General features: G+C 37.4%; 22 protein-coding genes. 3 read left to right on the top strand and 19 right to left on the bottom strand.

The features are described 5' to 3' along the window. Window positions 1-82 precede the first annotated feature (82 nt). The 5 genes from R2R35_RS17985 to R2R35_RS17965 form a co-directional block, all read right to left on the bottom strand. Complete coding sequence (locus tag R2R35_RS17985) at window positions 83-898, bottom strand: metal ABC transporter permease (protein WP_317731215.1); 816 nt, start codon at window positions 896-898, stop codon at window positions 83-85. After that, a complete protein-coding gene (locus R2R35_RS17980) occupies window positions 895-1,578 on the bottom strand; it encodes a metal ABC transporter ATP-binding protein (RefSeq protein WP_317731214.1) in 684 nt (227 codons plus the stop codon). Before R2R35_RS17980 ends, R2R35_RS17985 begins: the two co-directional genes overlap by 4 nt. 240 nt (window positions 1,579-1,818) lie before the next feature. Continuing rightward, on the bottom strand, window positions 1,819-2,757 hold the full coding sequence (locus tag R2R35_RS17975; RefSeq protein ID WP_442872299.1) for a metal ABC transporter substrate-binding protein: 939 nt from the start codon (window positions 2,755-2,757) through the stop codon (window positions 1,819-1,821). A gap of 62 nt (window positions 2,758-2,819) precedes the next feature. Next, window positions 2,820-2,969, bottom strand: coding sequence for a 50S ribosomal protein L33 (gene rpmG, locus R2R35_RS17970; protein WP_317731212.1), 150 nt, complete (start codon window positions 2,967-2,969; stop codon window positions 2,820-2,822). A gap of 299 nt (window positions 2,970-3,268) precedes the next feature. After that, entirely contained in the window at window positions 3,269-4,417 is a 1,149-nt protein-coding gene (locus R2R35_RS17965; protein ID WP_317731211.1) for a S41 family peptidase, read from the bottom strand. Window positions 4,418-4,566: 149 nt separating this feature from the next. On the opposite strand from R2R35_RS17965, the gene R2R35_RS17960 reads away from it, so the two are divergent. Continuing rightward, the gene (locus R2R35_RS17960; RefSeq protein ID WP_317731210.1) at window positions 4,567-4,851 is read left to right on the top strand and encodes a hypothetical protein; all 285 of its coding nucleotides are present in this window, start codon (window positions 4,567-4,569) and stop codon (window positions 4,849-4,851) included. Here R2R35_RS17960 and R2R35_RS17955 read toward each other — a convergent pair. The 5 genes from R2R35_RS17955 to R2R35_RS17935 all read right to left on the bottom strand — a co-directional run bounded on the left by R2R35_RS17955 (window position 4,843) and on the right by R2R35_RS17935 (window position 8,889). Then, complete coding sequence (locus tag R2R35_RS17955) at window positions 4,843-5,391, bottom strand: IS110 family transposase (RefSeq protein ID WP_317731209.1); 549 nt, start codon at window positions 5,389-5,391, stop codon at window positions 4,843-4,845. The genes R2R35_RS17960 and R2R35_RS17955 overlap by 9 nt on opposite strands. A 1,010-nt stretch (window positions 5,392-6,401) precedes the next feature. Next, the gene (locus R2R35_RS17950; RefSeq protein WP_317731208.1) at window positions 6,402-6,608 is read right to left on the bottom strand and encodes a hypothetical protein; all 207 of its coding nucleotides are present in this window, start codon (window positions 6,606-6,608) and stop codon (window positions 6,402-6,404) included. After that, complete coding sequence (locus tag R2R35_RS17945; RefSeq protein WP_317731207.1) at window positions 6,571-7,110, bottom strand: hypothetical protein; 540 nt, start codon at window positions 7,108-7,110, stop codon at window positions 6,571-6,573. The genes R2R35_RS17950 and R2R35_RS17945 overlap by 38 nt, the downstream gene beginning before the upstream one ends. Before the next feature lie 3 nt (window positions 7,111-7,113). Next, complete coding sequence (locus tag R2R35_RS17940; protein WP_317731206.1) at window positions 7,114-7,296, bottom strand: hypothetical protein; 183 nt, start codon at window positions 7,294-7,296, stop codon at window positions 7,114-7,116. Between the two features lie 348 nt (window positions 7,297-7,644). Then, the gene (locus tag R2R35_RS17935; RefSeq protein WP_317731205.1) at window positions 7,645-8,889 is read right to left on the bottom strand and encodes an IS110 family transposase; all 1,245 of its coding nucleotides are present in this window, start codon (window positions 8,887-8,889) and stop codon (window positions 7,645-7,647) included. 100 nt (window positions 8,890-8,989) lie between these two features. Between R2R35_RS17935 and R2R35_RS17930 the strand changes: the two genes are divergently transcribed. Then, a complete protein-coding gene (locus R2R35_RS17930; RefSeq protein ID WP_317731204.1) occupies window positions 8,990-9,313 on the top strand; it encodes an internalin N-terminal domain-containing protein in 324 nt (107 codons plus the stop codon). A 384-nt stretch (window positions 9,314-9,697) separates the two neighbouring features. Here the strand turns inward: R2R35_RS17930 and R2R35_RS17925 are convergent, their stop codons facing one another. The 9 genes from R2R35_RS17925 to R2R35_RS17880 form a co-directional block, all read right to left on the bottom strand. After that, on the bottom strand, window positions 9,698-10,066 hold the full coding sequence (locus R2R35_RS17925; RefSeq protein ID WP_317731203.1) for a hypothetical protein: 369 nt from the start codon (window positions 10,064-10,066) through the stop codon (window positions 9,698-9,700). Window positions 10,067-10,944: 878 nt separating this feature from the next. Beyond that, window positions 10,945-11,850 (bottom strand): rolling circle replication-associated protein, encoded by a 906-nt coding sequence (locus R2R35_RS17920; RefSeq protein WP_317731202.1) that lies wholly within the window; start codon window positions 11,848-11,850, stop codon window positions 10,945-10,947. A gap of 220 nt (window positions 11,851-12,070) precedes the next feature. Then, the gene (locus R2R35_RS17915; protein WP_317731201.1) at window positions 12,071-12,565 is read right to left on the bottom strand and encodes a hypothetical protein; all 495 of its coding nucleotides are present in this window, start codon (window positions 12,563-12,565) and stop codon (window positions 12,071-12,073) included. 13 nt (window positions 12,566-12,578) lie between these two features. Next, on the bottom strand, window positions 12,579-14,186 hold the full coding sequence (locus R2R35_RS17910; RefSeq protein WP_317731200.1) for a pre-toxin TG domain-containing protein: 1,608 nt from the start codon (window positions 14,184-14,186) through the stop codon (window positions 12,579-12,581). Beyond that, complete coding sequence (locus tag R2R35_RS17905; protein WP_317731199.1) at window positions 14,180-14,506, bottom strand: hypothetical protein; 327 nt, start codon at window positions 14,504-14,506, stop codon at window positions 14,180-14,182. Before R2R35_RS17905 ends, R2R35_RS17910 begins: the two co-directional genes overlap by 7 nt. Window positions 14,507-14,657: 151 nt before the next feature. Then, window positions 14,658-14,957 carry a WXG100 family type VII secretion target gene (locus R2R35_RS17900; protein WP_317731198.1) on the bottom strand — a complete coding sequence of 100 codons (300 nt, stop codon included), beginning with the start codon at window positions 14,955-14,957 and terminating at the stop codon, window positions 14,658-14,660. Between the two features lie 766 nt (window positions 14,958-15,723). Continuing rightward, window positions 15,724-16,596, bottom strand: a complete 873-nt coding sequence (locus tag R2R35_RS17890; protein WP_317731197.1) for a TIGR03943 family putative permease subunit — start codon at window positions 16,594-16,596, stop codon at window positions 15,724-15,726. A gap of 59 nt (window positions 16,597-16,655) precedes the next feature. Next, window positions 16,656-18,224: a permease gene (locus tag R2R35_RS17885; RefSeq protein ID WP_317731196.1), complete on the bottom strand. Its 1,569-nt coding sequence runs from the start codon at window positions 18,222-18,224 to the stop codon at window positions 16,656-16,658. Window positions 18,225-18,293: 69 nt separating this feature from the next. Continuing rightward, on the bottom strand, window positions 18,294-19,277 hold the full coding sequence (locus tag R2R35_RS17880; protein ID WP_317731195.1) for a GTP-binding protein: 984 nt from the start codon (window positions 19,275-19,277) through the stop codon (window positions 18,294-18,296). Between the two features lie 582 nt (window positions 19,278-19,859). Here R2R35_RS17880 and R2R35_RS17875 point away from each other — a divergent pair. Then, window positions 19,860-20,276 carry a Fur family transcriptional regulator gene (locus tag R2R35_RS17875; RefSeq protein ID WP_317731194.1) on the top strand — a complete coding sequence of 139 codons (417 nt, stop codon included), beginning with the start codon at window positions 19,860-19,862 and terminating at the stop codon, window positions 20,274-20,276. Window positions 20,277-20,306 lie beyond the last annotated feature (30 nt).

Here is a 20,306-nt window from a genome sequence, read left to right as displayed (position 1 = left end):
GATTATTCTGTCTTTCGATTATTCTGTCTTTTGATTATTCTGTCTTTCGATTATTCTGTCTTTCGATTATTCTGTCTTTCGATTATTCTGTTTTTCGAAAGGTTCTGATTACGGCTTTTAAGAGAACAATAATCAAAAAGCTTGCGACTCCGGTAAGTACAATGGTTCCGCCGGGTTTTAATTTCCAGTAGTAGGACAAGGTAAGCCCGGTTACCGTAAAAAATACTGCAAATATTACTGAGAAAATCAGTGTCAGTTTATAGCTCCTGCCAACCTGCATTCCGCAGGCTACCGGTATAACAAGCAAAGAAGACACCACCAACGCACCGACGGTTCTGGATGCAATGGATATGGTCAGTGCCGTCAGAAGAGTAAATATAAAATTCACCATCTTAACCGGTACTCCTGCAATTCTTGCCGTTCGCTGATCAAACCCGATAAAGAAAAGTTCCTTATACAGTAATAGAAAGGCTGCCAGTACAGATATACTTACAAACACTACCATTCTAAGCTCCAGATCGCTAATGGCTACAATACTGCCGAAAAGGAAGCTGTTAAAATTACCGCTGCTTTTGGTAAAGCCGGACAACACACCGGCAAGTCCAATACCTGTTGACATTATAATGGCAATTGCCATTTCTGAATATCTTGGTATCTTTTTCTGTATGACTTCAATACTTAAGGCAGCAACGATGCAGGCACCGGTTGCCCCAAGTATAGGATTGATACCAAGCAGTATACCTATTGCTACACCTGCCAGAGAGGTATGGGATAGAGCATCCCCTATCATGGATTTTCTCTGAAGTACGATTGTCATTCCGATACAGGGTGCAATAATGGCCAATAATACACCTACCAGAAAAGCTCTTTGCATAAAGGAATATTGTAAAATGCTCACGGTCTCACCTCTTTTGTATCCAGCTCCGCCAACCTGCCGTCCTCTAATTTTAGAATTCGGTTAACTCCGCTGCATTCGCTTAAGGAGCCATGTGTTACCATTAGAATGGTAAGACCCTCCTGATTCAGTTCCTGAAGTATCTGGTACAGCTGTTTCATAGATTTCATATCAATTCCCGTTGTGGGTTCATCCAGAATCAGTATCTCCGGATTGACCACCAGTGCTCTGGCTAACATAACTCTTTGCTGCTGCCCTCCGGATAGCTCTCCGATCATTGACTTTCCAAAGCACTCCATCTGTAGCTTTTGAAGCGCTGTCCGGACCTGCTGTTTATGTGCCTTGCCTGGAAAGCGGAATCTGCCAATCTGTCTGTAGAGATTAGCCATTACGACTTCTTCCACTGTTGCGGGAAAATTCTGATTGGCATAAGTACCATTTTGAGATACATATCCCAGCTTGCCGCTACGGATATATTTTTCACTGTCCTGACCCATAATCTGTATCTTTCCCCTTAAAGGCTTTAATTCCGAAAGAAGAAGCTTCAGTAAGGTACTTTTTCCCGTACCGTTTTCCCCCGTTAAAAGGGCATAATCTCCCTGCTCGATAACGGTTGAAGCCTCTTTTATGATCAAATCCCTGCCATATGCAAATTCTACATTTTGAATATCTATTGCCTGCATCTTGACCTCTGCTGCAAATACCCTTGATTTCTGGTATTTCTGCCTTCTTAATTTGTAAGTATATAATATTATATCTTTTGCTTGAGGTACTGGAATCCTATGCCCTGAAAGGAGATAAAAGAAGTAATTCAAGCCATATATACTCTTAACGAGTTTGTTAAACACAAATAATTACATTTAATCTCAAAAAGAATGGGAGCTGTTGCACGCAACTGCTCCTACTCCTTAAGTTTCTATCTTTTACTGCAAAGCTTTAACCAGGCTTGCAAGATTCTGTTCCATTACGGTAAAATAATCCGATCCGTTCTTAAGATCCTCTTCTGACAGACCTTCCAAAGGATTCAGTACATCCGTCGTGGCACCGATTTCCTTGGCGATGGTTTCTGCCACCTTGGGACTTACAAGTTCTTCAAAGAAAATAATCTTAACCTCATTCTCTTTCGCGAACTGTATCACCTCTTCCATCTTAGCGGGGTCAGGCTCTGAATCCGGAGATAAACCTTCAATACCTACCTGATTCAGCCCATATGCACTGCAAAGATATCCAAAGGCCTCATGTGCTACTATAATATCCTTATTTTCAAAACCTGTCAAGGTTTCCTTGAATTTTTGATCCAGTTCATCAAGTTTTGCTGCATAGGTTTCATAGTTTTTGATATAATAATCTTTGTTATCAGGATCGGCTTCTATAAACGCATTTTTGATATTCTCCATTTCAACCTTGGCATTTAACGGATTCAGCCATACGTGAGGATCCATGTCCTCTTCCTTACCATGTTCTCCTTCCTCTTCACTGTGTTCTTCTTCACCGTCTTCGTGACCGTGTCCTTCCATCAGTGTAATTCCAGAAGCTGCCTCTACTGTAACAAGTTCTCTATTACCGAGACTGTCAAGTACTGTATCAACCCAGTGTTCCATACCCGCTCCATTATAGACAAAGACATCTGCTTCCTCAAGTTTCACTATATCAGAAGCTGCCGGTTCCCAATCGTGAGGTTCAATTCCCGCAGGAACCATATCAGTTACGGTTACTTTGTCGCCGCCAATTTTCATGGCAAAATCATACATGGGATAAAAACTCGCCACAACCTTGAGCTTATCCTCTTTGGTTGTCACTTTACCCTCTGTCTCCTTGTCTATGTTCTTATTGCTGCAGCCGGAAGCCAAAACAGCAACCATTAATACTGCAGTTAAAATATGAATGCTTCTCTTCATTGTAGCCCTCCTGTAAAGTCAATCAATTATTTTGTCTCCCTATGCAGGGTATATTTATGCAAACGGGGACAGTATTTCATGACTTCCATCCTTTCCGGGTGCTTTTGCTTGTTCTTTGTGGTTACATAATTACGGTCATGGCATTCCGTGCATTCCAGTACAATTCTTACTCTCATATACTATCCTTTCCAAAAGCGAACTATTTGCATTTGCGTTTATTGAATTTATAATACCATATAATCTGCATTTGTCAATATCTCTTTCTGAGAAATTTTTATCATATGATTCAATTCTTCACAAAACCCTTTATTTTATCCATTGTTTTTCTACCAGCTTACACTATGCAAATTACTTTTAACCATGTAATACTCCTTCATTTGTGCGAAAAAATTATTAGCTATCAACATCAGTTGATAGCTAATAATTTTACACAATACCTATATGGTGAATTCTGCACAGTAATTCCGGTGTTTGCTTATAGCACAGTATCCGGCATTAAGGTAACTGCATTATCCATTGTTGAATCAGGTCTTAAAAAATAACATCTTGATATTCTAAATGTGATATTGCTTATAGGCATTTTATATTTTTGAGGCATGCCAAATGAATTAGGTTTTCCACCAGTGGGCAATCCAATTATTTTTGCTATTCCATTATCCTTTAAAGTTACTGCAAATGTCCGTGCACTACTAAACGTATTATGAGAAACTCTGCAATAAATTTCAACTGGAAAGGCTATCTTTTCTTTATTATTTTTTACAAAGACATGTCTATTTGTGACAGACTTTATTTCACCTGAAGAAAAATCAATCATTTCATATCTTCTAAAATAATCTACATTGGTGAACTTAATAAATGCATCTATAACAGCAGAACTTCCTCCCATATTTTTACTAAGATCTAATATAAATGAAGTTAATTTTTTTTCTTTACATATATAAGCCAGCTGATTAAGGGTTTCTATATATTTTTCATTATAGATACATGCGTTTAAATGTAAAACCATAGTTGTATCCTGGATTTCATATGAAAGAAAATCTTCATCATTGGAAAAATCTAAAAAACCATTGTAAAAAGTTAAGGGAACATTCTTTTTAATTGTATTATTATCATTACTAAAAATTATTTCATAACATCTCTTTTTTCCGAACAAAGCTATCATATTCATTTCACTGAACATATGATAGTTTAGATAAGGATACTTTACCATTCTGCTTTTTACCAAATATTTATTTTCATGAGGTATTCTAGTACCAAGCAAATTAATAATATTACTTATAGTCTTACCCTCAATGCAAATAATCTTTGAATATATTCCTATATTATCGAATTGCTCTGTAATTATTAAATCATTCTTATTTATTTCATCCCAATCACATTTGATATATAAGCAGCGATCTCGATTCGTATATGGTAGTTCAATATTAGTATGTCCATCATTAAAAAAGCTTGTCAGTTCAGTCGCAACGTCAACAAAACTATTATAATTATAGTGGATATCCTGCTTACCTTCGAATAACTGTTCAAAACATTTTTTCTTCTGTTCATTATTTATTAGTAACGGGTGTGTTTTAAGTGCTAAGTATAAATACTGCAAGTCCATTATATATTCCGTATTTGTCAATGGTTCTCCTCCAGACTTCAGATATTTTGTTTCTTATTATATCAAACAATACGTCAATAAATAAAGTTGATACGCTGCTATTATGAGACTAATAAGTAATAGGGAACATATCCTTCGACAATGCCTGCTGTGAATGTTTCTTCAAATATTTGAAAAAAGAAGAAACCAACCGGTTCCCGTACCGACAACCTCAGATGACAGCGTTAACTCTTTGCGAGACCGCAAGGGGGCGGCAGCCTATCTACAACAAACCAATGGGTGGAAGGACAAGTTATTTCTTTTATTGGTTGTTGATGTTAACTCTGTATGGAATGGATTGCAAGTCATTTCTGGATTTAGTTTCAGAAAGGAACGGCAGAAAAGAAACAGAAAAGGGAGTTACAGAAGAAGTGTTTTCACCCCCTGTAACCCCCGGCAGCATCATTTTACCATAGAACCAGATTCCTGTAAATCCTATGGTTCACCATGAACCATGGGGGTAAGTAGTTATCTTTAAACCAATAATAAGGCAGAATGGAGGTCCCATTCCCAGTTAGCCCTGTGTGACCTTTAAAACCGATGGTGGAACATGTTATGCCATTCAGGCAATTAAACACCTCGTTGGGCAATTGGTTAATCAGAACCGTTGCCACACAATACGCATCATGCTCATCATTTTTACGGAGCATAGGTGCACTTTTTCTCTGGTCATATGCCATGGCAGGATTAATGTCTTTTACAATGTAACCTTTTTCAATCAGCCAGACAGCTAAACTTCTGCCGTAGCCGTATGCATTCTCCAATCCGTAAATGGGTTCAAGCCCAAGGTGATTGGATTTTCTGTTTACCTTTTCTGCCAGCTTTTTAAATTCACTGGGCTTGTTTTCAATGACGACTACCTCTAACTTCTCATTCCAGCAGTTCACCATCACTGCGGTATGACTTTCCTTATGCAGATCAATCCCCACATAAAGCAGATTTTCTCTTTTCTGCAATTCTCTCCCTCCAGATCTTGTTTCCAACCAATCGGTTCCCGTACCGGCAACCTCAGATGACAGCGTTAACTCTTCACGAGTCCGCAAGGGGGCGACAGCCAATCTACAACAAACCAATGGGTGATAGGACAAGTTATTTCTTTTATTGATTGTTGATGTTAACTCTGTATGGAATGGATTGCAAGTCATTTCTGGATTTATTTTTGATAGATGGAACGTCAGAAAAAGAACAGAAAAGGGAGCTACAGAAATAGTGTTTCCCCCCCTGTAACCCCCGGCAGCTCCATTTTACCATAGAACCAGTTTCCTGTAAATTCATGGTTCACCATGAACCATAGGGTAGGTAATCTCGATAAGTTTCTGGAGAAACAGAATCAATAAAACACTTTCGTTTTGCCCTGTGTCGCAAATAATTGCCCCTGTGTGACCTTTAAAGCCGATGGTAAAACATATATGCCAATCAGGCGATAAAAAGCCTTGTTGGGCAAATCTGAAAAATATAGGATTTTCCCGTTGCACCTGATAACTGTTTGGATTGCGATTGCCTCCTGTTTGTCTTCCAGTTGCTTTTCAGAAAAATGTCGCATATAAGATAGTGCTTGTCTTTAGCCTAGAAACATTACCATCAGGAAATTGCTCATAGTACTTAACCACCTTTGTGCCATCCGCATTTATTTTTACTTCTTCTACAGTAAAGATGGGGCTATTATTATTAAGAGCATTTGGAGAATGTCCACCTATTACCTTATTACCTGTACCAATTCTTTGTCCCTCTAAGATCTTTGCTTCCATCTCAGGGAAATATTACTAATAATCTTCCCCACCCCCTCAGTCTTTAAGCCACCCTGACTTGGAATCTTTCAACTTATATTTATCCAATCAGATACCCCTTATTTGATAAACAAGCTCACGGCCTTGACATAATAGGTGAAAAACGGAGATATTCCAAGGTGTATTAACCTATCGATATCTCCGTTTTGAGTTGTCTGTTGAAGCTAGAAAATCAATTGTTAAACACTATTTTTGATGGACTCTAGTCCTTTCATTAGTGCATCTTGAATAAGACTAACATTATTCTCATATTGAGGCTTTTGATGTTTAATTATATCCAAAAATTCTTTGAATACTCCATCCACCATTATAGTAACACCCTCAACCTTTTCTCCTGTTTTTTCATTTTCAAATTCTTCTGACATTATTGATATGGTTTTCTTCATACTTACTCCTTGATAATAAATCTTCACAGTCTCTATTTAACCAATATTTCTCTTCATAAGGGATAGTATCCAAAAAATCAATATACCTTGCTTCCCAATTTTGGGGTGCATATTCTTCGTATGAAGCTGGTTCTGAATAAAGAGAAAATAATTTATGGGAATCAAAATTTACATACAAACTAGGACGAAAATCATAGTACCACGAATCAACATCTGATTCTCTGCTTTTTTCCAAAAGTTCTCTTAATTCCTTTGCTTCAATTTCATATTTTTTAATTCTTCTTAAAAATATTTTAGCATTATCAGAATTCAAAATCAATATGTCTTTTCTGACCTCGTCAATATATTCTTCTACATCAAATCCTTTTTCTTTAAATGCATCAATTCTTTTTCTGTAATTTAGGAACCAAAGTTCTTTATCGGTTACAAACCAACTAAAAATTCCATTATAGAATACTCCCACAATAATATTTTCATTGCTATCAGGGATCAATCTTTCCATAAGTTATTGTCCTCCTTTGATTATCCTACCATTTGTTGCATACTCTTCCATCCAATCTACCCATGGTGATGGGAACTCAATACTTTTACCTGGTGTTGTTGGGTCTGTTAATTTTGGAGCAGCTCCACCTTGATTTAATGGATTATTTTTATATCCTGCTTGAGGAATCGTATTTTCTTGTACCATATCATCAAACCATTTAGGAACCTCAAATTCATATATATCTGCACCTGGTCTATTGTTTAAAAAATGTTGTGAATGTTCACCATCATCAATACTTATATTTAAATTTTTATCTGGTTTATTAATATAAACATTACCATCGTTATCTATTACAACTCTCTGTTGGCTTGACTGTGTTCCTTGACCTCCCTGAACTCTTCTATATGTAACAGTCTCTTTGCCACCCTTGACTTGGACTCTTTATACTTAAAATTATCTAAGCCGATTTCCTACTCCTTTGAAAAAGTCGCATTTTTCCAAGCAGGTCTTTATCTGCTTAAAATTTTATCACATATTCTATATTTTTCCTACTTACATTTTATCGGAATTCATATCGCTCTCTTTTACCTCTGGCATTCGATATTCTGTAACGCTCTTTAACATTCCATAGATGATATTTATCAACCGTCTCGATATGCAAATTAAGACCTGCTGACCATTCTTTCCCTCTGCTAGTCTTCTTTCATAATAAGCACGGAATGCTGGATTTCTCGGTGTTCCCTTTGCTGATACCTGTATCATCTGTAACGCCAAAAAGTATATTGTTGCCTGTAATCTTCGGTTTCCCTGTTTGGATGCCTTATCCGTACCTTTTCCTGCCGATGACAGTTTCAGCGGTGCGATACCTGCAAACTGTGCAAGTTTCGATGCATTGGAAAAGCGGTTGATATCGCCAATCTCTGCAAGCATTTTCACTGCTGTCGTGATATTTATCCCTGGAATTGTGGTTAAGGTACAACCAAGGGAATGATACAGCTTTTCTAACTCCGTATCCACTTCCTGTAACTGCTTTTCATAATGCTGCAAATCACTGACAATTCCTTTGGTTACCACATCTCTGGCATCTTGATGCTCATTTCCTTTCACTTTGTCATTCTTTATTGTATCTAAAATCTTTTCACAGGTCTTAGTGGAACATCGGTTGTGGCTGACAGGAACTAATTCCTCTCTCAAGTCCTCTACCCCTTTGCCCTTTAGATACTTCTGTGATGGGTACCTCGACCAGAAATGTAGAGCAGTAGGTCTGCTGATATCCGTAAAGAACACCTTATAGCTGGGATAAGCAATACATAGCTGTTCATGAAGCTGATTGGTTAATCGAATCCTATGACGCATGATATTATCCCTGCGATTTACTAACTGACCAAGTGACCAATACGCATCATTCGGGCACGCATCTGGAAGTGTATCAAGCATGGTAATGGTTGCAAGGGCTATCGCCTGTGCATCATCACTGTCACTCTTTCGATACATGGCACCTCGGTGCTTTGCCTGTCGGTTGGAGATGGAAGTATTCACGTCTTTCACGATATACTTTTTATCAATCAGCCATACCGCAAGTGCTCGACCATAACCATAGGCATTCTCAAGACCATAGACTGGTTCTTTTCCATCGTTACAATACTTCTTCACTTTCCTCACCAATCTCGGAAATTCTGCTGGTGTATTGGCGAATGTAATCTCACCCAGTTTGTTATTAAAACAGTCTAAAATAACCGCTGTGTGGGTCTCCTTATGTAAATCAATACCCACATAAATATACTTTTCCTTAATCATAATAAACTCTCCATTCTCTCTATGTTTGGTCGAAACACTGACAACCTCAACTGATAAGTCTCTGTCCCAGAATTACGCTTTTGCAACTGGGTGGACAAGGGTGGCTAAGTCTATCCATTTCTGGTCGGACTCAAAATATCTTTGGATAACATCCACGGATACCGCCGACTTTCATGGAGAATGTCTGCTCCTGCAAGAACTGCAGAGACTTCAAAAGACTTACGAACTGCTTTTGAAGTTGTGTGTGATATTAACTCTCTGTGCCGTCGCATTTCAAGTTAATTCTGTAGAAGCGACAGGTATTACACCGCCTACCCCTATTATACAAATCACACTTTTTGCAAGACCGCCAAAACTGCCACCATCTCATACAGAAAAATCACAAGAGAAAATCAAATTCTTCATTCTCAGCCAAAGAACATAGTAGGAGAAATAGTTTCAGGTATTCTAAAGACCGCTACGCCTCTGTCAAGCACTTTTTCTAAAAACTACGAACTTTTTTCGAGCCATCTTACTAATTTACATAGAAAAATCCGCACCATACTGGCGAAATGCCAAGTACCATGCGGATTATGCTCATTGCCTTTGAAATTTTCACTTTTCTACCCAAGGCAGATATTTTTCTGAATGGCATCTTCTAATTCCTTAGAACCGATTCCGATATACCTCTGTGTCACAAGCACACTGGAATGCTAGAGCAGAGTTCTGACCAGTTCGATATTATAATGATTGTTCACATATACATTGGTGGCGAATGCCTTACGAAATGAATGACTGCCGACACCAGTTAATCCAAGATACTCACATACTACTTTAAATGCTTCAATACCGCCCGTTCTGTGATAGGGAACATTCTGGCTCTGAGATGAATCCCATTCTCATAAGCATAATCCCTAATATAGCTGTAAATATCCACAGGTACGGTAAAATTCCGATACTTACCCGTTTTCTGTTCATGGATATCCAAACGATACCGACTACCATCTTTCACGAAGGACTCCATCGTCAGATTTAGAATATCACCTACACGCAAGCCAAGGTTATATTCCAATACCAGTACAGTAACAATTCTTTCATTTGGCTTATAGACAACACCATCATACTCAAAACCAGTTTTCATGGTAGCAATAATTAGTTTATAGGTATCTGTATCAATCGCTCTTGTTCGCTTATTCATATCAAAATCCACTCCTTCTCTTATAATTCAATAAGCTGTGAAACCCTTAAAATCCTGCCAAGTTCCAATCACTACACCAGTAAAGTTCCATAAAACCAATACCCCCAAGATACATTGCCCCGTGTTCCGCCTAGTTCCTAAACCAGTACGAATAGGAACTTACAAGCTGAGCCGTAATTCGCCCAACGTGCAATTTTTGAATCGGACTGGCAGTAGTTTGCACCAAGGGCGATAGAAGTCAACGTAGGGCAACATGTGCAATCGTGTGGGCAAACCAACCAAAGGCAAGGAATGAATACCCCCAACTGGCTAACGGAATAAATCTGACCATCTGTTATCTTCTTACTTCGAAACACCGTTCTTGTAGTCTCATTATCTTTCTCAGAAATAATGCCATAAACCATATCAATCACTCTCCAATCCGTTATAAATACAATGAAAATTCATATCACTTGCTACATACAGATTAATAAAATATGAGAGTCCTTAAGAAGCAGATACAAATCCATAAAATTGTGACAAGTTCCTATATTGCAAAAAAAGAGGTAAATGTGGCTTTCCCGATGACACTTTGATATTCGTTTTCTAACTTACAGAATTGCACGGTTTATCAAGGAATTTTCAGAAATATAGATGCCAGAAATTTTTTATTCCCTAAAATGCCACTTTTTTATGGCAACTTTTGTGACTTAGATTGATTGAATGGAACTTAAAGTTCCTATTTGAAAAAGGAGCCTCTGCAAGAGATTAGTACCCCTTTGACTGAAAAAGCACTTAATTTTATTTCATGTTCTGATACCATATCAGTATGGATGAAATCAATTTAGTATAAGTCAAAATGACAGATTTTCTTTCAAATATCTGCCGCTTCTGGTTTGTCATTGCTTCTTATAATATCTTTTATCAATAATATTTCCTACTTTACACTCATCACCAATCAAAAATGTTTCTTGGTACACCAATGTAAAATCACTGACACGTTCCATTGCTTCTTTATGGCTTATTTTCTCTACCATTGGTCGGCTCATGCCTCTACTGGCTGAGAAAAGTGGCATTCCTGTGGGATAATATTTAAGTCTGCCACCTTTGATAAACTGCTTTGACTCTCTGTTCACAGCTTTTTTTACTACATCATAATTTTCATCACCCTCAGTATATTCAACATCACTAAGATAAACTTTGAAATACAAGGCAAGACCATCTGCATCATAAACTTTATGTGTATCTGTTATCCCATGCCCCCATAACTCTGTTATTGTATCATTTATTATAAACGGTGCTACATCTTCAAATATCAACAGGATATGCAGATGCCATGAATTATCATGCTTCTCGCCCTGTGGCTCTGCTACTGTAATACGTTTAAACGTCTTTTGACCATCTGATAAATCAGTCTGGTTATTCAAATATCGTTGCAATCTCCTCAGAAATATTTTTCCATCTTCATATACTTTTTCATGATTTGTCTTTGCATCCGCATAAGTCAGAGTAAGCCATTTACAATAGCTTGTCTCTGTGGCATTACACCGTATCAAATCCATCAGTTTGTTAATACTCTTTCTGACGCTTTTAGGAGACTGGTAACGGTTCTCAGATTTCTTTCTCTCTTTGATTTCTCCAGTTTCTCTATCAAGGTATTTGTCCTTAGAGATATTCTGTATCGGACATCTTCTGTTAACTCCTGCAGAAAATTGGACTTCTCGGGTGTTTCCCGCTGTTTTGAATTTTACTTCGGTCTCCTCATGGAGAATAATTGATTTTGAATCCATTTTTTTAATTCGCATAATAAAACGCACCTTTCGCAACAAATTTTTTTGCTACAAAAAGTACGTTTATATGAACTTATTGGAACTACACCTAAAAATCCGATAGTATACCCAATGCAAATTTTTTCGCTAAAGTCTCTTAATTCATATCATGGATTACGTCACTTCGTGAGAGCCATGATACTGAATTAAGAGACTGGGATTTAGGTAGTTGGAAGTCCTAAAGTATAACCATAATTTAAATTAATAATATCTTATTTTTAGATATTAATTCTTTTTTAACTATTTCCTTTCTCTCATCTCGACTCATAACTTCCCATCTATTATGTGAAATTACAGGTACTTCTATTTCTATTAAAGACTCTGGTTCAATTAGGTTTCTCTCAAACTCTGTTGAGTGACATACATTACATTTTTTTTGCGTTTGAGAAAAATCAACTACGCATTCGTCAATTAAATCACATGTAATCCCGTAAGTTTCATTTACAATATCATCTAAAGTCTCATTTGTAAAATCAATTGAATTTTCTGATAATATTTCTTTCACCATATTTGTATAATCCAAAAAATATATATCTTCAATTAAATTAATAAAAGCATATTTAGTAGCATCTTTCAGAAAAATCAATCTTTGACCATATGCAAAATCGGATAAATAGAAAAAAGACTTTGGATTACCACATTTTTTACATTTTATTACTTCTTTTCTTACTCTAATATTTATATCACCCATAATTGTCTCCTCGCTAATCTATTGGTGTTACTATTCTAGGAATTAAAATATCATCAAAATTATTATAAATAACATAATTTATGCCATCACCTCGATATGATTGAAATATTATTGCATCATATCCTTGGTTTCTAGCTAATGTGCCTATTTCTTTACAAGCATCCGTAGATGTAAGTTTGGGTATATAATCCCATTGCGATGATACTTGCGGATTCGTTAAATCTAGCACCTTCTGTCCTGACAAATTCATATCGTAACTAATTGCGTAATTTGCTTTATTTCCATGTTCTGCTAGTTCTGCAACTATTGTTTTACCATCTCCACCAACGTAGAATCCTTTACCAAATCTGCTCTCAGTATTAAAATATTTTGGATTAATCCCATCTAAAACACTTTGCGCTTGATTAGCACTTCCAACAGCATGTTGAACAGATGTACTGCCACCCTTAATTACATCATCTGACCCTTTAATAGCGTTATCAACCTTATCCAGACCTTTCAAATACTGAGCATATTCCTCAGATGTCATTCCGTAAGGTATATCATACTTCCCATTAGCAACATCATCCCAATATTTTTTGTATTTTACAGTATCATCAATCTCAATTCCGTTTTTAAGCGATGGTATATTTTTAAGCAATGCTTTATCCGCAATGACTCCTGTAGTAGATCCTAAAAAAATCGCCAAAGCGACCGTCACAGTAGAAGGCACTCCTGCCTTATCACAAACAATTACGGTTGACCCTGACACTGCCTCAGCCAGTATATCCGCAGCAAAAATTTTACCGAAAGCTGCTCCCCCGCCTTTCGTGACTATCGCTCCATACGCTCCATATCCTAAGGTCGCCAGGCTTACTACCCCTGATACTACCTTAAAAGCTTGTTCATCACCCGTCAGATAATCTCCTGTTATAAGGGTTTTACCCGTTGCTGCCTCAATCATGGGAATAACGACAGTAATCTCGCTTAACGATTCTAATAGTTCCATCCAGAAGGGGGAGTCCTTTTTATGGGCGAATTCTTTTAATACCAGGCTGTCCAGATACTCCTGCAAAGTCTTTTTACTTGGGTCTATTTTATCATTATTTACCATATTTTCATAGTCTTTTGCAAATAAATCCGCAAAATCATCTACTTTCTGATAATTAGTGAGACTTTTATTCTTATTACGGCTGCCTATAAAATCCTCCAGATTAAGAGAGAGCATATCTCCCCCAACCTCATCATACATTCCAGCACCTACATACATACTTGTATGTTCCTGTAGCCCTATTGTATTATCTGTTTTTGCATCTCTCATATCAATGGCAGCCATCAGATCCACGGCATTATTAAACCCTTTATAAAGTGGATTTTCCAGATATTCATCAATATCATATAAGACATCACTGGTATAGTTTAACAACGCACTTCTATGTTCCACGAACTCATCGATCCGCTGCCCTTGGGAAGAAAAGCCTGCTCCCAGGGATTGGGAGTCCAGTTCGCCTTCGATATCCTTGCACAGATCATCCAGATCAACGAAATCAAAGAGGAGGTTCGTGGAATAACCCATGGTAATATTTGCTCTCTCCAGCCAGGTGTATTTGTCAATTATTTCTCTTCCCAGTTGTCTTACCATTTTGCCACCCCCCGCTCCAATGCCAATAAATTTGTATTATCCATCTGGCAGATACTAAATTTATTATCATACATTTTAACGAACTCCCCAACCAGGATTTCCTTCTTTTCGATCCCTTTCATTATCTTAAACACCATATCACAGCCTGTTTTTAATTTGTTATAGAGTTCTTCCTCTTTGGGAATCTTCTTATTTAGATATTTGAGTAATTTACTGTATTCCTCTCTGCATCCCTGTCTGCATCCCTGTCTGCATTCCTCTCTTTTTCGTTCAGTTTCCGCTGCATAAAAAAAATCACCAACCGAATCCCAGTAATACATCTTATACCTCCTATTTAGTTATTATCCACTCTATTTCATTTTGCTTTGTCCAAGCATATACAGTCTTATTGTAAATTTTGAAAAAAGCTGCAGTAGGAAAGGATTTTTGTTGCCATCCCCTTCCTGCTACAGCCTCTTTACAACTATATTCTTATAATTTCAGCCTGTCAGCGATTGCCTTATCTGTCTCCTCTAACGTAGTTGCAGTTTCCGTTAACTGCGTTTGAATTCCAGTAAGTATCTGAGGCATCGTCTTGTCCAGAACCGGCCATAAGTCATAAGTAAAGCCGCTGATAAATGCAGATTGAGCAGCACCTTCCCAATTCGCTGCAATTTCATTGATTTTTGCATTCAATGCATTTGCATCTGCTGTCATTTCATCCTGTTTCTGTTTGATAAAATTCGCTGCTTCTCTTAGTTCTTCCGGTGTAATTCTAATGGTTCCTGCCATTTTTTATCCCCTTTCAATTTGCATGATTGATTTTATGTTATTTCTCCTTATTTTTAGGAGAATTAATATCTCATTCACATTACTCTAAGTCACGATATTTGTTATCTGCGTTTTATATATCATAACTTTGTTTAAGCTTTTATTTCATTTTTATTTCATTTATGTTTTTTACTTACAGAAACAATATGACATTTATTTTTGTTTTTAATATCTTTTTAGAGGTTTCTGAAATATTTATATACTTTCTATAAAAACTTCGTTTACTGAAACCGTGCTTTTTAGTACTAAAAAACTTCAATGAAAATGAAAGTTTGAATAAAATTATTGGTTTGGGCTATGCTCTTACCTATCAAAAAACTACATACTATACTTACATATTAATGAATTTTGTAGTAAATTTTTTCAGATTGACAGCCCCTCCTGCAAAAAGGCCAATAGTATTGAATATCTTAAAGCTGAGAGTTTCTATAGAAAGAAATCAGTGAGGGAAGTAGTGCAGTTGCTATCACTCCAAGCAAGATACAGGAGTTGAGATACTCTCACGCATCATTTCTAATTGAAATGGGCTTTTCTCCGCTGCTGATAGCCGAACGGCTTGGACATGAGAAAGTTGAAACAACACTTAATACTTACTCTTGCCTATACCCTAGTAAACACGGTGAGGTAGCAGAGAACTTAAACACCTTAGCATCAAACCAGAATCAAAACAAATAGACTAAGAGCCTAGACCCAGTATAATAAAGGGTATAGGCTCTTAATAACTTAATCAATAATAGTAGTAATATACATACTCTTCCTTCGGTGCAGCGGCTTTTTCCATCTCTATATCAGTAAGATAAGGCACCTTCATACCATTATATTCATATTCCCCAATGGTACCGGTAACCGTCAGCCATTCATTTTCCTTAAGACCATCGGCAAGGTCACTTTCGCTTATCAGACCATATCCGGTTAAATCCACCGCACAACAGGTCATAATATATCTGCCTGCCAGGAACTGATTCGCCTTAAGTCCTTCCAAAGGAAACACCTGTGCTGTAAACTGATACCGCTTACCTTTAAAGTCGTCCAGATAATCGTAAAGATCATAATACCAGGCAGCGTATTCTTCATTACTTATAAGAATTGCTCCATTTTCGGACTTAACCGCATATTTTTGTGATTTATCTTCTGGTTCCACAGGTTCTGGTATTTCTGTATTTCCAAAACTGTCGGTACCTTCTTCTGTATCATTTGGATCTGTCAGGGTCACATCCGTATCTGAACTGATGTCCTTTTCTTCTGACAGCTCTTGTCCGGCATCTATGCTATTATTTGAATCTCGTCCAATACTGCTCTGCGCAATGGCAATATTACCGTTTCCCCCCTGTATAACAGGAAAGAGTAATGCCAGTACTATGGGAACTGCGTATAATCCATACTGTGAGACAGAGGAATTATGGCGTCCCTTCTTTTTCTCCCATAAAAGACTGATGGCAAAAACCAACAACACTACCACTGATAACCATAATCCCGGCAAATACCTGGGATGGACATAATAATATATCTTACCTGAGATCAGTTCGTAAAGAAGCAATCCGGTAAGTGACAAGAGAATCACAATTTTGCAGATATTATCAATATTTCTATTGCCTTTCATTCAACCTCCTGACTGTGCTAAGCTGCACCCTCAAATTCCATAAATATACCAAATGTTTCTTACAGAATAATATTTATCAAGGAATAGGCTAGAAAGCCTACTACTGCCATTAGCAGACATAGCTGTACTAAAAATTTCTTTGTCAGAGCTTCCGACAGAATAATGATATTCTTAAAATCCAGCATTGGCCCTAAGGTCATAAAGGACAATACTGCCGGAAGGGTGAACTGCCCATAAAAACTTCTTCCGATAAACGCATTTGTAGTGGAGCAGGTAGACATAAAAGCAGCAGCTATGAACATAATTACAAACTGTATCAATATGTTTCCGCTGATCAGAGACTTGATTACCTGAGGTACAAAGGTAAGGCTGACGGAAGATACCAAGGCACCTATGATTACGTATTGAAATACTCGAAAGAATTCAATCTGTGCTCCCTTTAGCACCGCAGAGGCTTTTCTTAACCCCCTGTTGTTGCTGTCATAAATCATATCGATTCCCATACCGGTTAGACTGCTATCAGTCTTAACAACATCACTATTCTTAATATCAAGGAGTTTTAGAATAATTCCTATAACCAGGGCAACAAATACACCAGCAAGGATTCGTATCAGTATTATGAGCTTATTCTCTGGAAATGCATACATAACAGATAATAAAACCACCGGATTAACTGCAGCAGAAGCCAGCCAGAAGGTTATTACCTGAGGCAGCGGTGTCCCTTTCTTAAGCAGTCCTGTTATAAGCGGCGCCAGTCCGCAATCGCAGACAGGAAAGAAAAAACCTGCCAGTGCCGCTACGCCAAAAGATTTTACAGTATTGCCGGAGATCTGTCTGATTATCCAACCAGTTGGTATAACTAACTGTAAAAAGGAGGACAGGAAAGCACCTAACAATATAAAAGGAATCGCCTGAATTAAAATACTTAGAAAGGATAGTGACACTTTTTGTATATTATCATAAACCACTGAGAGAGAAGCTGTGGGCAGAAAACAGAGAATACCAAGAACCACCATAAGAAGCAGCATACCAGGTGTTACGGTCTTCTTATAATTCTCAAAAGGCGTAAAGATACGAAGCAAGCGGGCATCCTCCTGAATGTTGTTAAGAAAAACCGTACCGGTACCTTTATTGACTCTCTTCACATTATTTTGGATGTTCTTTCGCTCCTCCTTACTTAAGGAATCATGACGATTTATTACCACATAATCACTGTTCATCATATGGGGCTGCAATAACCCTGCCATATTGTGATAATAGCTGTTGAATTTATCTGCTTCACTGATAAAAAGTACATTTCTAAGCTTCAAGCCACCTTTTAACTTCATATCCAGAAGTGTCTGAATATTCCAGGTTCCATTATATTCTATGATGATGTAATCCAAATTTTTCTTACTGGTAAGTTCAAGCAGATAATCCCCTGTTAACCTGGAGGGTTCTTCTATGACTATCAGACTAATATTTTTCTCTTTCAGGAGTTTCTCATCGTATTCAATTTCACCCTCTTCACAGACTAGTAACCCGATATTCTCATACTCTTCAAAGGTGTTACCGGTAATCAATTCATTAATGAAGGTGGTCTTACCGCTTTCCAGGAAGCCGGAAACCACATCAATATCAATTGCCATAAACTAAAATCCTCTTTCCCAATTTCCCTTCAGGAGATATACTGATAAACCTCCCGCGGGATAATTCTCTTAATTAGTTACATTAAATAATCGGCTTAGTTTCTCTTGATCCAATTTACTACCAATTACATTGAATCTTCCTATATAATCGGGATCACTGTCATTGATAGTTACTTCACCTGGAACATAGTCAAATTGCACCCACTTTTCATCCTCCGTCTCAACAATTCCTTTGGCACGTACAATCTCCATACCCAGACGGTCAAGTCTATATAACATCTCCGAGAGCTTATTCTTTTTAAAGATTTGTGAAGTCTCATGGCCCCAGACAGAAAAAACATCCTCTGCATTATGGCCGGATATAATATATCCGGCATTGGCACTAGAGATTCTGGGAGAACTTAAACCTTTTACGGCTCTGGACTTCTGAGGTTCTCTTTCAAAAATAGCACTGCTGCCCTCTTCTGCAAGCATTAGGATTGCCTTACCCTCAAGGCGTTCCCAGTCCGTTGTAATAATACCGGCTAATTTATTTGCCTTCCTGATCTCAGCAGTAATAGCATCAATCTTCTCCCTGTCAGCCTTTGCTGTTCTGCTGAAAATAATCGTTCCTGCACTGGTAAGCTGATCTTTATAGAATTCCGAAAAGTTCTTAACATACATTTTATATTTCGTAACATCAATAACCGTCAGACAAATATTAAGCACCGCTGTTCCCTCCTTAAAAAACGGTGAACAGCCTTTGATCACATCTGACAGCTTACTGACACCGGAGGGCTCAATAAGGATCCTGTCAGGTTTATAACGGGTTAGTACTTCCTTAAGCCCTCCGGTAAAATCACCGGCAATACTGCAGCAAATACAGCCTGCATTTAACTCCGTAATCTGCAGATCATAATCTCGCATGATTCTTCCATCAATACCAACAGCTCCAAACTCATTCTCTATCAGAGCAATCTTCTCCCCTGTTAAGGCTTCCTCCAAAAGCTTCTTAATCAAGGTAGTCTTACCTGCTCCTAAAAACCCTGAGAAAATATCAATTTTAACCGGCATACAAACTCCTTTACTCTGAACTTAATCATCCTGTACCACTTTTTTGTACTATCAAGTTATTTCACTTTTATTATGTATATAAATTTTTCCAGACATATAAAAAACATAGAATTCAATAATCATTATTCCTTTGTAATACATATACATTGTTATAGGATTGCTAATATACACAAGAGAAGCATATACAAAGAAAAAGTAAATCTAGTTCCAGTCACAAACGCAAATGCAACACATTCGCTTTAACTATACAATCATTATATTCCCTTGTCAATAAAATAAGGACAATAAACCACTTAATTGATAAAATACAAACATTTCAGATGGAGAAATTAAAGGTAAACAATGCTATAATCAGTGTATTGCTAATCAAAAGAATGAAGCAGCGTTATCAAAATTAATTGAATTATCAAATAAAACTGAAACAATGTAGCCACAGCCTCTCCATTACCTCACTACTATTCCCCCTATTTCCTGATAATGCTTGACATTTTCAACGTAGTAAACTATGATTTTACTAAAAGTACGAATTTACACAACCTATTAATGAAACAAATTAAACAAAGATAAAAGGAGAGGTGCATTGTGAACAGCAATATACTAAAATCCGCCGATTTAAAGCAGACAAAGAAAAGAAACCTTATCCTTTCTGTGCTGGAATCTGCGCAAACTGCTCTGACTGTGGAGGAAATTGCAGAATTAGCCTCAAAGGATCTGAAGATAAATATCTCCACCATTTACAGAGCTTTGAATACACTAGCCGAAAAAGACATCGTAATCAAGACTCTGTATCAAGACGGCAAGACCTATTTTGAAATTAACAACCATACCCACAGGCATTCCCTTATCTGTACCAAATGCAATAAAAAGGTTAATATCGATATCTGCCCTCTTGAGCCTATTGAAAATAACCTTTCCGTTAATACAGGTTACACCATAACCGGACACAACCTTGAAATATACGGTATATGTCCTGATTGCCAGGAGAAACCTGTACTTTAGAATTTATAATGCCATGCGGCATTTCATTAC

This window comes from Anaerocolumna sp. AGMB13020 (genome assembly GCF_033100115.1).
In the GTDB taxonomy this organism is placed as follows: Bacteria; Bacillota; Clostridia; order Lachnospirales; family Lachnospiraceae; genus Anaerocolumna.
Note: the sequence above shows the minus strand (reverse complement) of the source record. Positions and strands in the feature narration are given on the sequence as shown.